13 protein-coding genes and 1 pseudogene are annotated in these 12582 nt (G+C 44.9%); 3 read left to right on the forward strand and 11 right to left on the reverse strand.

Going from position 1 to position 12582, the window contains the following annotated elements:
• Positions 1-11: 11 nt before the first annotated feature.
• From ACXAGQ_RS20125 to ACXAGQ_RS20165, 9 genes are all read right to left on the reverse strand, one after another.
• Positions 12-737: a 3-ketoacyl-ACP reductase FabG2 gene (locus ACXAGQ_RS20125; RefSeq protein ID WP_475256261.1), complete on the reverse strand. Its 726-nt coding sequence runs from the start codon at positions 735-737 to the stop codon at positions 12-14.
• On the reverse strand, positions 734-1198 hold the full coding sequence (locus ACXAGQ_RS20130) for a hotdog family protein (protein WP_475256262.1): 465 nt from the start codon (positions 1196-1198) through the stop codon (positions 734-736). Before ACXAGQ_RS20130 ends, ACXAGQ_RS20125 begins: the two co-directional genes overlap by 4 nt.
• The gene (locus ACXAGQ_RS20135) at positions 1191-2429 is read right to left on the reverse strand and encodes a beta-ketoacyl-[acyl-carrier-protein] synthase family protein (protein ID WP_475256263.1); all 1239 of its coding nucleotides are present in this window, start codon (positions 2427-2429) and stop codon (positions 1191-1193) included. The genes ACXAGQ_RS20130 and ACXAGQ_RS20135 overlap by 8 nt, the downstream gene beginning before the upstream one ends.
• A gap of 13 nt (positions 2430-2442) precedes the next feature.
• Positions 2443-2904: an acyl-CoA thioesterase gene (locus ACXAGQ_RS20140; protein WP_475256264.1), complete on the reverse strand. Its 462-nt coding sequence runs from the start codon at positions 2902-2904 to the stop codon at positions 2443-2445.
• Between the two features lie 3 nt (positions 2905-2907).
• On the reverse strand, positions 2908-4467 hold the full coding sequence (locus tag ACXAGQ_RS20145) for an HAL/PAL/TAL family ammonia-lyase (protein WP_475256266.1): 1560 nt from the start codon (positions 4465-4467) through the stop codon (positions 2908-2910).
• 132 nt (positions 4468-4599) lie between these two features.
• The gene (locus ACXAGQ_RS20150; RefSeq protein ID WP_475256267.1) at positions 4600-4983 is read right to left on the reverse strand and encodes an ApeI family dehydratase; all 384 of its coding nucleotides are present in this window, start codon (positions 4981-4983) and stop codon (positions 4600-4602) included.
• Between the two features lie 25 nt (positions 4984-5008).
• Positions 5009-6400 carry an AMP-binding protein gene (locus ACXAGQ_RS20155; RefSeq protein WP_475256268.1) on the reverse strand — a complete coding sequence of 464 codons (1392 nt, stop codon included), beginning with the start codon at positions 6398-6400 and terminating at the stop codon, positions 5009-5011.
• Between the two features lie 80 nt (positions 6401-6480).
• On the reverse strand, positions 6481-6741 hold the full coding sequence (locus tag ACXAGQ_RS20160; protein WP_475256269.1) for a phosphopantetheine-binding protein: 261 nt from the start codon (positions 6739-6741) through the stop codon (positions 6481-6483).
• Positions 6742-6809: 68 nt separating this feature from the next.
• Positions 6810-7550 (reverse strand): beta-ketoacyl synthase chain length factor, encoded by a 741-nt coding sequence (locus tag ACXAGQ_RS20165; RefSeq protein WP_475256271.1) that lies wholly within the window; start codon positions 7548-7550, stop codon positions 6810-6812.
• A gap of 477 nt (positions 7551-8027) precedes the next feature.
• Here ACXAGQ_RS20165 and ACXAGQ_RS20170 point away from each other — a divergent pair.
• The 3 genes and pseudogenes from ACXAGQ_RS20170 to ACXAGQ_RS20180 all read left to right on the forward strand — a co-directional run bounded on the left by ACXAGQ_RS20170 (position 8028) and on the right by ACXAGQ_RS20180 (position 10933).
• Positions 8028-9099, forward strand: a pseudogene (locus tag ACXAGQ_RS20170) (threonine aldolase family protein).
• A gap of 331 nt (positions 9100-9430) precedes the next feature.
• Positions 9431-9811: a lactoylglutathione lyase gene (gene gloA, locus ACXAGQ_RS20175; RefSeq protein ID WP_475256273.1), complete on the forward strand. Its 381-nt coding sequence runs from the start codon at positions 9431-9433 to the stop codon at positions 9809-9811.
• Between the two features lie 21 nt (positions 9812-9832).
• Positions 9833-10933, forward strand: coding sequence for an alkene reductase (locus tag ACXAGQ_RS20180; RefSeq protein WP_475256275.1), 1101 nt, complete (start codon positions 9833-9835; stop codon positions 10931-10933).
• An 88-nt stretch (positions 10934-11021) separates the two neighbouring features.
• Here ACXAGQ_RS20180 and ACXAGQ_RS20185 read toward each other — a convergent pair whose 3' ends face one another.
• Both ACXAGQ_RS20185 and ACXAGQ_RS20190 read right to left on the reverse strand, forming a co-directional pair.
• Positions 11022-11324 carry a GNAT family N-acetyltransferase gene (locus tag ACXAGQ_RS20185; RefSeq protein ID WP_475256277.1) on the reverse strand — a complete coding sequence of 101 codons (303 nt, stop codon included), beginning with the start codon at positions 11322-11324 and terminating at the stop codon, positions 11022-11024.
• Between the two features lie 44 nt (positions 11325-11368).
• Entirely contained in the window at positions 11369-11917 is a 549-nt protein-coding gene (locus tag ACXAGQ_RS20190; protein WP_475256279.1) for an outer membrane beta-barrel protein, read from the reverse strand.
• Positions 11918-12582: the final 665 nt, after the last annotated feature.

Raw genomic sequence — 12582 nt, forward strand, 5'->3', positions numbered from 1 at the left:
GGGCGCATGTATCAAATCAAGCCGCCGTTGACTGAAATAACCTGGCGGGTGACGTAGCTGGCATTATCGGACATTAAATAGCTCACCAATCCCGCCACATCTTCCGGTTGTCCCATCCGGCGCATTGGTACCTGCGGCAGCGCGTGTTCCTTGACGGTTTCGTCAACCATACCCGTATCTATCAAGCCCGGCGCGACACAGTTAACGGTGATTTTTCGCTTGGCCATTTCGAGCGCCAGTGCCTTTGTCGCTCCGATAACTCCAGCTTTTGCTGCACTGTAGTTAGTTTGGCCGCGATTGCCCATCATTCCGGATACCGAGGCCAAGGTGACAATACGCCCACCTTTTCGTAGCCTCACCATCGGCATCACACACGGGTGAAGTACATTATAAAAGCTATCGAGATTGGTATGGATGACTCCATCCCATTCTTTCCCGCTCATCGCTGGAAATGCCGTATCGCGAGTAATGCCCGCGTTACTGACAACACCGTAATATGCCCCGTAAACGGCGATATCTTGTTCAAGTGTCTCTCGGCACTGATCACGGTTGCTGATATCGAACTGGATCAAGCGTCCGTTTCCACCTGCATCAATGATCGCTTGCAACGTAACTGCTGCTCCGGCTTCATCGCTCATATAATGGACAATGATAGTGAATCCATCTTTTGCAAGCTGTAATGCAATTGCACGCCCTATGCCTTTGCTTGCACCAGTCACTAATACTTGTCTCGTCATGAATGGGTCCTATTTAACATTTGATCTAGTTTTTGCTGGGAAGGGACATAGACATTCAGTTGGCTTGTCGCAATCACCTCTCCCCGGCGCTCAATACGGCATGAAAATACAGCCATACCGAGGTTCTCCATAATTTGCTCTGCATAGATGTCCAACACATCATGCTCTTTGAAACTACTGCTCATGGATTGATAACGCCGGCTGCCCAGCAAGAAGCCAATCGGCGATTTATCCCCTCGCAGCCAAGCGTGGTAACCGGACCAACCCGCCACTGACTGGGCCATGAATTCAATACCGACATAACCGGGCACATCGCGGGTTTCCGCCCTAAAGAAAAGGCATTGCTGGGTAATCGTTGTCCGGCAATGAATATGGGACTCGCCGACATCTATTAACTCATCCACCAGCGCCATTGGCGGCTCATGGGGCAATAGGTGGTGAAAGTGTGGAGGTTTATTCATGGGTATATCCAAAAATCAGGCTGACATTGTTACCACCGAAGGCAAAAGAATTACTTAGGATCGCTGGTTGTTCCAGCTTCATTGCAGGACCAACCAAGCTGATTGGTGCTAGGCTTGGGTCACGGTCCTGCCGGCTTTTCTGCTCTGGAAGCTCCAGCCCATAACGCAAGATATGCCAGCAAATAGCTGCCTCTACCGCACCCGCCGCGCCGAGGGTGTGGCCAGTAAGCGGTTTGGTCGAGCTAACTGGCACTCTTCCTTTGAAAAGTCGGTGAATGGCTTTCGATTCCATCGCATCATTCAACGGTGTGGCAGTACCGTGGGCATTGATGTAACCAATCTTATCCGCGGAAAGCCCCGCATCTGCGAGTGCTTTTTTCATCGCCGTTTCAGCCCCCTCACCTTCGGGATGTGGCGCTGAGATGTGATAGGCATCTGAACTTTCCCCTCCCCCTAAGAAGGCAATAGTTGGGACGTCATCTTTCTCTTCCTCAATGGAATCTGATTTATCCTGAGATAACAGCATAAAAGCAGCCGCTTCACCGATATTAATACCCTTACGATGTTCACTAAATGGTGTACACAACACTTCCGATAAAGCTTCTAGGCCATTAAAACCATTAAGCGTCAACTTACACAAAGAATCAGCCCCTCCAACAACAACAGCGTCAACAATGCCAGCACTGAGTAACCGCTTTGCCGAAAGGAAGACACGACCACTTGAAGAGCACGCCGTTGATACTGTATAAACCGGACCATGTACTCCAAAGTAGTCCGCAACAAACTCACCCAAATTGCCAACTTCCTGCTGACAATAGTGATAATCAGCAGGGAAGCTTCCATCATTAAAGAATTCTTCAAGTGCTTTTTCACCAGTAGCAATCCCCGATGTACTGGTACCGACTATGACTGCCACACGATCAGCACCGTATTTCTCAATCGCATGTACCACTGATTGTTCGATTTGCAGTAATGCAGAAAGCGCCAATTGATTATTGCGAGTGTCATGATGACAAAGATTGTTTGGTAAATCCGGCAATTCACCAACGGCCTGACCGACAACGGTGTCAGAGCCATTGTTCAACCAGCCAGACACCTTGAACATATCTGGCGAATCCCCATGGTTTAACCGAGAATGGATCTGCTCATTTGTCCATCCCAATGCAGAGTGAACACCACAACTATGGATAAAAACTGAAGGTGATTTATCTTTGTATATGTCACTTACCATTTTTCCGCCTTCATTATTTAAAGAGACATAAGTCTTTAATTAGCTTTTGCGCATACCACGCCTCAACTTTACGAGGTAACACATCAGGTGATACAAAACGCATTTCCCCATCATCTAATCCAACAGCAACTTGCATCGTGTGAGCTTTGGTCATGCGTTCCCCAGTCAATGCATCTGTGATCATATAATCCACCCGCAACCTGTTTTCCCACTCCTTCAAGGTGGCCTGTACCTGTATTTCATGGTTAAACGGGATAGGCCTGACATACTTCACATGGGAATCGATAATTGGCCACATATAGCCAGAGTCCTGCATTTCCCTGTAGCCGTAATCAATCTTGTTCATCAGGATCCGACGTGCTTCTTCAAAAAAACGGAAATAATTTCCGTGGTACACCACACCCATTGGATCGGCATCTTGAAACGAGGTTACCAGAGTAACTTCTGCTGTCAGGAAGTGTGTTTTGCCGCTCATAGGTTACCCTTCTGCCTCGTCATAGAGCTTCCAGTACTGCTGTTGGATTCGCACCATGAAATGCCTTAAATCCTGCTCTAGCGGACGATCTTCACGTACAAAGTCAAACTCACTGAGGACTAGCTCATTCATGGTCTTCAGGCCAAAGCTCATAGACTTGTCATCAAGTTGATCGTTGATCTTACGGAGTTCTAAAGCCTGCGTTGCCGCAAGCAGTGAAGCAGAAGCAACCTGCTCCGTTAACTCAAGCACTCTCAAGCAGTCTCGTGAAGCAATGGTTCCCATACTCACTTTGTCTTGGTTGTGGCATTCAGTCGAACGAGAAAATACGCTGGCAGGCATGGTGTGCTTGAGGGCCTCCGCCGTCCAGGCTGAGATACCTATCTGAACAGCTTTAAAGCCATGATTAATGGGTTTTCGTTCACCTTCCGCACCGGTCAGGTTAAACGGCAACCCATTATTGAATTTGTAGTCCATCAACTGAGCCATCTGGCGATCAAGTAAGTCTGCAATATTGGCAATACCGGTTTTCAGGGTATCCATGGCCATTGCGATATGGCCGCCATAGAAATGGCCACCATGAAGTACACGTTCAATATCGCCATCGATGATTGGATTATCGTTGGCACTGTTCAATTCGTTTTCAATAAGCTGGCGCAACCAAGGAAGGCTATCTTGTACTGCACCGAGTACATGTGGTGCGCAGCGCAGGGAATAGCGGTCTTGCAATCGGTTACTATTGCTTGGCGGCCTTTCAGCCTGGAGATCTGCCCTCAGCCACTGGGCAATTTGTTGCTGGCCAGGATGAGGTTTTACCGCAAATAGCGCTTCGTCAAAGTGGAAGTCATTACCTTGCATTCCTAGAGACACCATGGCAGTAATTCTTGTCGATAGCTGGACAAGGTACTCAGCACGTTTATAAGCCATACAAGCCAACGCCGTCATTACCGATGTTCCATTCATCAGGGCTAAGCCTTCTTTAGGTTTGAGCTTAATCGGCGAAATACCCAGCTCAGCAAACACCGCGGAAGTCGGTTTGACCTCCCCTTGGTAGATGACCTCACGCTCTCCAATCAAGGCCGCCGCCAAGTAAGAAAGAGGAGTAAGATCCCCACTCGCTCCAACAGAGCCCTCTTGGGGTATACGCGGGGTAATATCTTTGTTTATCAAGGTAACAATTTGATTCAGTAAGTCATGAGTAACACCCGATACCCCTTGAGACAATGAGCATAAGCGTGTTGCCAATACCGCCCTTGCCTGCTGATGGCTGAGATCATCGCCTAATCCGCAGCCATGGAATCGTGTCAAGTGAAGCGGTAGCTCATCCACCAGATTAGGCGGAATAGCTACCGTACATGAATCTCCGTAACCCGTGGTAACGCCATAAATGACACCTTCTTCTTTTAAGAGTCGCTCAAGAAAAGCAACTCCCCTATCAATCTTCGCCGTGAACTCAAGGCTAGTATTCATTTCAGCTGGGGCACCTTGAGCCACAGCCACAACATCTTCAATCGTCAGGCGTTCAGCACCAAACATAATAGGGCTCTGTACTTTGTCTCGCATTTTGATTCTCATTTAACTTACAGAAAAAATAATGGAACGACAGCAAAGGAAGTCGGAGGGCATTCACTTGTGCTTCGCGGTTTTGACTTTTACAACCTAAAGCTCAATATTCGTTTAGGTAGACTTCAATAATTAGATGGACGTTTTTTTGAGCTCAGTCAGCATAATTTGGCCTGATGAATGAGCGACTTCCTCATCGCCCTGTTGCGATGTATAGCAAAAATGCAGTTTTCCCTTTTCACTGTTCCAAGATAAGGCCAGTTGAATATCCCTATTGGGTTCAATAGGCTCCTGAAATTTAATTACCTCTAACCCTGCAAAAACAGTTGGCGTACCTAATACACGCTCAGCAAAATATACCGCCCAATCAATTTGAATTACGCCAGGCAAAATTGGAAATGAAGGGAAATGGCCTTCAAAGCCAGCAAGATGTGGTTCTATACGCAATAATAACTGGGCGACGTCTCCTTTCTGGTACCTTGAAATTACTGTTGGCTTGCTTTGCGATCTACTCATACTGCCGTCTCATTCATCTTCCTTGCTAATCCATGAAGAGCTGTTGTAACTCTCTAACTTGGTGTTTGCCCTGACTGTTTTGTGGTATTTCATCAACAATCCTGAAACGTCTTGGGATTCCCACCGGCTCCACCCATTGCCTTAAAGTTTGCCGGACAGTTAGCCCAAATTGCCCACGACCTAACTTGATGAGCTTCTGCTGCCCTGCCTTGCTCAAAGTCACCACCGAACCAACGACCAAACGGTTTGGATCTTGTAGAGGCAACACAACAGCTTCATCTATCCATTCCAAGTTGCAAAGATGGCGCTCAACTTCAGCCAGGGATATCCGCTTTTCTTCCACCTTCACCACTCTGTCACTCCGTCCCATCACACGGAAATGATTTGCTCCCAAAATTTCGCAAATATCAGCAGTTTGATACCAGTCTTGTGTTGCTAAGTATGGCGACTTCAATTTCAAGCAACCTTCCAGGTTCAATGACAGCTCTATTCCCTCGAACTTCTGCCAGGGCATATCTTGCTCTTGCTGTTGACGATACCCCACACCTCCAGTTTCAGTGCTTCCGAACACTTCCAAAGGCAGCTGTGCTAAAACAGACCGAACACCTTGTGCGACACTAAAATTTAAGGGCCCACCAGACGAAAAAATGGCTCGGAACGGGTACAAAACAGGCCTTTCGTCTAAGCGTTTGAGAAGAGCTGGACTGGAGATCAATACCGTATTTTTATCAGAAGCATGAAAGACTTGTTCTGGATAATTTAATACCTGACGGCAAAATGGGCGACCCGCACAAAGTGGCCATAAAACACGGAACAAAAGCCCATAAATATGCTGATGTGACACCGTACTGACTATTGATGCCCCTTTTAATTTCTTGCCCCAAAGAGCTTCAAGGTGACATATTTCCGTATCAATCTGTTTTAACGTTTTTAATATAGCTTTCGGTGTTCCGCTCGAGCCTGAAGTAAAGAGTGTTACCTTCAGTTCTTCAAGCGATATAGGCATTAAATCAATTTCTGTTACTTGAATATCAGGATGACTCAGTGGCAAAGGCACCTGAGGCCTATCTATTGGCATGGTGACTGAATTGTCATGAATAATTGCATCAAAGTGTTCAACCAAATCAGCTAATGCCGAGGGCTGATGATTACTAGGCAAGACCACTTCCTTCCCTGCGTAAGCCAATGCAATAAAAGCCACAGAAAATAAATAACTATCGTCAAAACTAAGCGCATACCTTTTAAAGGGTAATGATTTCAGCCTAGCTCGGAGTGTAATAACATCCTTTTTAAATTGTGCCCAATCAGCATTGTTTGAAACTAACAATGAAGCATGGCGTTTGGCTGACAAAATATATGACAGAGAGCAAAAATCAGGATGTAGTAATAGCTGTTTATCTAACTGTTGAGTGGTCATCCTTCCCTAATACCTTCTATTAATCCTATAAAGGTCGCAATGCTTAATAATTATTTAGCAACAAGCACAAAAAATTTAATTCAACTTAAACTTTTACTAATATAACTCACTAAATTTGCCACTGATGAAAAATATTCACGAGTGTTTGAATCATCAGCATCAATTACAATGCTATATTTCTTTTTTATCGCAAGACCTAGTTCAAGTGCATCGATCGAATCTAGAGCTAACCCATCATCACTGAACAGAAGCATATCTGTATCAATATCTTCCACAGACAAATCTTCAATATTCAGGGACTCGATGATGAGTTCTTTAATTTCAATATACAGTTCATCCATAGTTCTCTACCTCAAAAATAATTAAAAACAAAATACAAAAGAAATCAATAAGGCTAATAAAGTATTTTTCAAACAGCGATACATTTCCAATTCCAAGATTTACGAAAGCCATCTATATGCCAATATGAGTTATTGCAAACTAAGTTTTTTATCACATCTAAAGTTTGCGATGACTTCACGTTAAGACTTGTCGTACAAGGTGTTGTCGTTGGCTTCCAAGACAACTGATACTTTTCACCACAAGAAATAATTAAGCCTAGTGAATATGTTTCAGGGCACCCAACATCAAAGCTTTCATATGGTGTGGGAGTCGGTTGATCAAAATCCACAACCAACACTTTACTATTGGGGTTTTCAAATAGAAATGCTGCAGCTTCTATCAAAGCTGAATGCAAGCAGTGCTCTCCAGCTGCCAGCGACGTCACTGGTACTTGTTGCTTGGTTAAAATGGTATACAAACCTGCTGCCGTATTATGTACAGATTGAGAGAACGCCATCGGAGAAGCATCATTACCCTCTAAAATTTCACTCAGCAGATCAACTGTCCTATGCAGTTCACCATGTCGACTGGAAAATATAATATAATCTATATCATTTCCTTTTGTTATTGATAGAGCTGTTTGTATCGCAATTTTACTGAGTAAACTCATTCTCCTTCTAGAAATAGCTGGTATTTTATCAACAGGTAACCTTTCACTTATTTCACGACACCTTTTTGAGCCAGAAACCCAAGTAAACCATTGTTCATCACCTTGTAAACAGTTAGACACAGCTAACCAATTTTCAATATTAAAGTGTATGCTACTCATCTACTCAACAAATCATTATTTTAAATAATTATCACTTAGTGGTTATGTTATAGTGCAACATACTATGAAAAACTAATCCACCCGATAAAATATGAATTAGGAACAAACACTAAAAACGAATGAAACAACATCACACAAACTATAAATTATCTTTATACTGATCGCATTTAATACAAAATATAACTTTACCTACATATTGATTTGAATTAACATCCGGCATTAAAACATAAACACTTCATATAGTTACACTAAATTACCCTTAAGCTTTTACGAGTGACATTCGATACCTTAATCGACACAGTGTTTACTGTCCCTAATAAATAACCAATTACATTGGAAAACATCATAATATATTCCCAGGGGCACTAAACCCAAGCCATATAAATTTACCCACGGCTTCATTTCTCGCTCTCACCCTTTACTTCTTTCCACCAGCCCGATAGCTTGTAGGCATAGTGCACGATAAAGGAACATTCAATGAACAAGGATTTGCGCCACCAGTGCCATACCATACTGCCTGGTAACAGTGAGGAATCACCCGCCGAGCATTTCAAGAAAATGGCTCAATGGTGCGAGCAACACGATATCAAGCATGATACTTATGGCGATGGCGAACTCATCAGTACATTCGAGCAAAAGGTTGCAGATCTATTGGGGTTCGAAGCTGGGCTATTTGTCATCAGTGGCACCATGGCTCAGGTAACCGCCCTTGAGCTAGTCTGTCGGCAGAAGCGCAACCCGATTGTTGCCATGCATGAATCTAGCCATATCACCCGTTTCGAAAGGCAGGGTTACCAACTACAAAACCGCTTCAGCATTCTGCCTGTCGGTAATATGTTCAGGCCATGGACAAAGAAAGATCTGCAGGCGTGGCCGGATGAAATTTCTGCCGCCTTGTATGAATTGCCGATGCGAGAATTGGGTGGGCAACTACCGTCGTGGGATGAACTAAGAGACATTAAGCAATACTGCCAGCTGCAAAACATCCACCTGCATATGGACGGTGCCCGCCTGTGGGAAACAGCCGCGTATTACGGTAAGTCTTACCAAGACATTGCCCACGGCTTTAATAGTGCCTATGTCTCTTTGTACAAGGGAGTCAACGGGCTCGGCGGTTCAATGCTGCTGGGATAAGGCATTTATTGAGCTGGCAGATATGTGGATGAAGCGTCAGGGCGGTAATGTCTATCATCGAACCCCTTATGTTGTTTCTGCCGCCATGCAATTTGCCGAGCGCATTGCGATGATGCCAGCTTTGTTCGAGAGAACGCAGGAAATCTATTCGCTGATCGCTGAGTTCCCGCAACTCGCCGTCAACCCAACCCGCCCTCATTGCAATATGCTGCACTTGATCCTGCCGCTAAGCTACGAGAAAGCCGTCGAGCTGTGTGAAGAGTTAGCAACCCGAAAAGGCATTTGGCTGGGCAACCCACAAATTGCCCAACACCCAGAACAATCAATCATTGAATGGTACATCGGTGATAACTTGTTGAATATGGAGAACGAGCAGCTCAGGGAGGTTTTCCAGCTTATCGTTAAGCAAATTTAACAAGCTTCAGGCCAGCGTACATATAGATTGATGATGAAAAGATACAGATCGCAACTACATTTACTCTTATACCCAAGTGATTTCAAGATACAGGTTCAATAATGCCTTCCTATCTCATCATCAATCTCTTACTCCTTCTTGTCGTCATTCTGGTGATTGCAGCTCTTGCTATCAAAAAACGCTAAAATCATAACCATGAATTATTAAATCAATAATTTTTGATAATTTTTTATCGACATCCCTCCCCGGTATAGTAGTGCCATCAAAAATGGTTACTCAGACCAGGCATAATCATCTGATTCGCCCTGTGTCCCGACAATAAGGTTGCGATATGAAATTCCTCCACACCATGATCCGCGTTTCTGATTTAGATAAATCGATTGAGTTCTACACCAAGGTGCTGGGCATGCAGGTGCTAGACCGTTTCGAAAACACTGAATATCGCTACTCGCTGGTCTTTGTTGGTTACGACAAGAATGGCCCAACTATCGAGCTAACCTACAACTGGGATACAGACGCTTACGATCTCGGTAACGGCTTCGGCCACCTTGCTTTGGGTGTCGATGATATTTACCAGACTTGCGATCAGATCAAAGCCGTTGGCGGCAACGTTACCCGCGAGCCGGGGCCAATGCTTGGCGGTACGACGCATATTGCCTTTGTCAAAGACCCTGATGGCTATGCCATCGAACTGATTCAGACCAGCAAATAATTACAGGTTGGAGTATTACAGATGAAAGATGCACTATTTCAGCCAATGCGACTGGGCAAAGCCACACTTAAAAACCGTATTGTAATGCCGCCGATGACCCGTTCGCGTGCAACCCAACCGGGAAACGTCGCCAATGACATGATGGCTAAATACTATGCTCAGCGCGCTGACGCCGGTTTGATCGTTGCCGAAGGAACCCAGATTTCTGAAATGGGCCAGGGGTACGCCTGGACACCGGGAATCTACACCCAGGAGCAAATTGCTGGCTGGAAGAAGGTCACTGATGCTGTACACGAAAAAGGCGGCGTGATCTACGCGCAGCTGTGGCACGTAGGCCGTGTTACCCATCCTGCCAATATTGGTGGCCAGCAACCAATTTCATCTTCAGCGCTAAAAGCTGAGAATGTGAAGGTCTTTATCGACGACGGCAACAATGCCCCGGGCTTTGTCGACGTGGTAGAGCCGCGCGAGATGACCAAAGAAGATATCCAGCATGTGATTGGTGAATACCGCCAGGCTGCGCTCAACGCGATCGAAGCTGGTTTTGACGGCATCGAACTACATGCCGCTAACGGTTATCTGGTAAACCAGTTTATCGACTCTGAGGCCAACAACCGCACCGATGAGTACGGTGGCTCTATTGAGAACCGCCTGCGTTTCCTTGGTGAGGTGGTTGAAGCCATGACGCATGCAATTGGTGCAGACCGTGTTGGTGTTCGCCTTGCTCCGTTTACATCCCTAAACGGTACGGTAGATAAGACCCCGGTTGAGACGTACACGGCAGCGGCAGCACTTCTTAACAAGCTGAATGTCGTATACCTTCACATTGCAGAAGTTGACTGGGATGATACGCCGGAAACACCAAAAGCGTTCAAGCCAGCAGTGCGTGAAGCCTACAAAGGCACCATCATTTACGCTGGCCGCTACAATGCCGAAAAAGGCGCTGAAGCGATCTCCGAAGGTATTGCAGACATGGTTGGATTTGGCCGTCCGTTTATTGCCAACCCGGATCTTCCAAACCGTCTAATGAATGGCTACCCGCTGGCAGCACACGATCCTGAGACCCTGTTTGGTGGTGCAGAAAAAGGTCTGCTTGACTACCCTGAATACCGAGCAAACTAGTTAACAGACTGGTTCCTTAAAATACACAAAGCCCTGCTCACGAGCAGGGCTTTGCCATATTTGCACGGCGGGTAAAAAAACATAGTGGCTATTCAGCTTTTGCCATTAAATGTGCCCACTTATCGCTATGTTTTTTCATATAGTGAGCCACATAGCTACACTCAGGGATAACTGTGAAACCTTCTTGATCAATGATCTTCAAAACAGCTTCCATCATAATACTGGCATAGCCTTGGCCACGCAGTGCATCAGGTACCGATGAATGATCAAGCGTCAGCACGTTACCTGAGATCTGGTAACTCACTTTGGCTTGATAGCCATCGACAAGGTCAACGAAATATGTTCGGTTGTCTTTATCATGAGTCACATGATGATTGCTTGTGTTAGTCATGCCGCTTCCCTGTTATCCCTGCCAACTTATTACTTTGGCATTAATTAAAAATGGTAATTGGCAATTATAACCACTTGTTGTGTATTATCTATTTCTACGTCGTCTTCTTCATAATCTTGATCTATATACCGGTATGTTAAGTCGGCGCTCCAGTCTCGGTTGAAGTGATACGATGTCCCTACTTGTAACCCCCTGATAAAGTCAGCAGACGTTTCATCAGCGATGTCGTTATAGCCGACCCCTAATAAAAAACCACCGTTGAGGGAGACCTTGTCAGTGACATTATATAAGTAGTCATATGATGCGTAGAACAAACTTTGTGAGAATTTATCTTTATAACTATACGTCGCCATGACCCTATGCTGCGAGTCTATGGTTACACCCGCGTTCAGTAGCACCAATGCGTCCTCGCCATTGGAGGCCGCTGCTCCATCAATTTTATCATCTTGGTATCCAACACCGCCCCCAACAAAGTAGTCTGTTTTCGCACTCACTATTGAGGGGGACAGGACAATGCTTACCATAGCAGCACGGCATAGCCATGAGAGAGACAATTTAGAAATATATAAGTTATTACCTTCTGGATTAAACATTATATTTACCTTTACCTAGCCAAATGCAATTTTATAAAACAAATCCAAAAATATAAGCTAATTTGCTACTATCAAGTGGATTGTGTTGAAGTGAATTGTGTCGAAATGAATGATTTAAACAACACTCAATAATTAAATTAAATCGCCACGACTTAATCAGGCATTCAACGTGTTGAAATATTTATTATTCGTCATTAATAAATCAATACTCCCTTTTGGATTGGCAATATTTAAAACAGAACAAGAGCAAAGAGTCACGATAACCATCGGGAATGAATCATAGATAGTTATGCTATTTAATACGCATGAGAGCACTCATAAACAGACAGGAATTCCAATATCATAGACCAGCGTAGCTATGACCACTTTCTCACTTCCAAGATTTGAAAATTCAGCAGCAGAATCGTCTCAGCAATTAAAGCAATGTCAGGCGTGTAGTCTCTGCTGGGAGCTGCATTTAGGTTCCGGCACTGCCATCTTCCATTTCAAATCCCACCAGTTTCTAAACACGGTAACCGACTTATTAGATCGTAATAGATTAAAAACTCCATAGAATTAAACGCCCACACCAAGGTGTGGGCTGGGTATTACTGACGTTCACACGCTTTAAAGCGGTAATGGTTTTATCGTTGTTCCGGGCACAGCCGTTGAATAAGCGATAACCG

Source organism: Photobacterium sp. ABD4_091 (assembly GCF_056160145.1).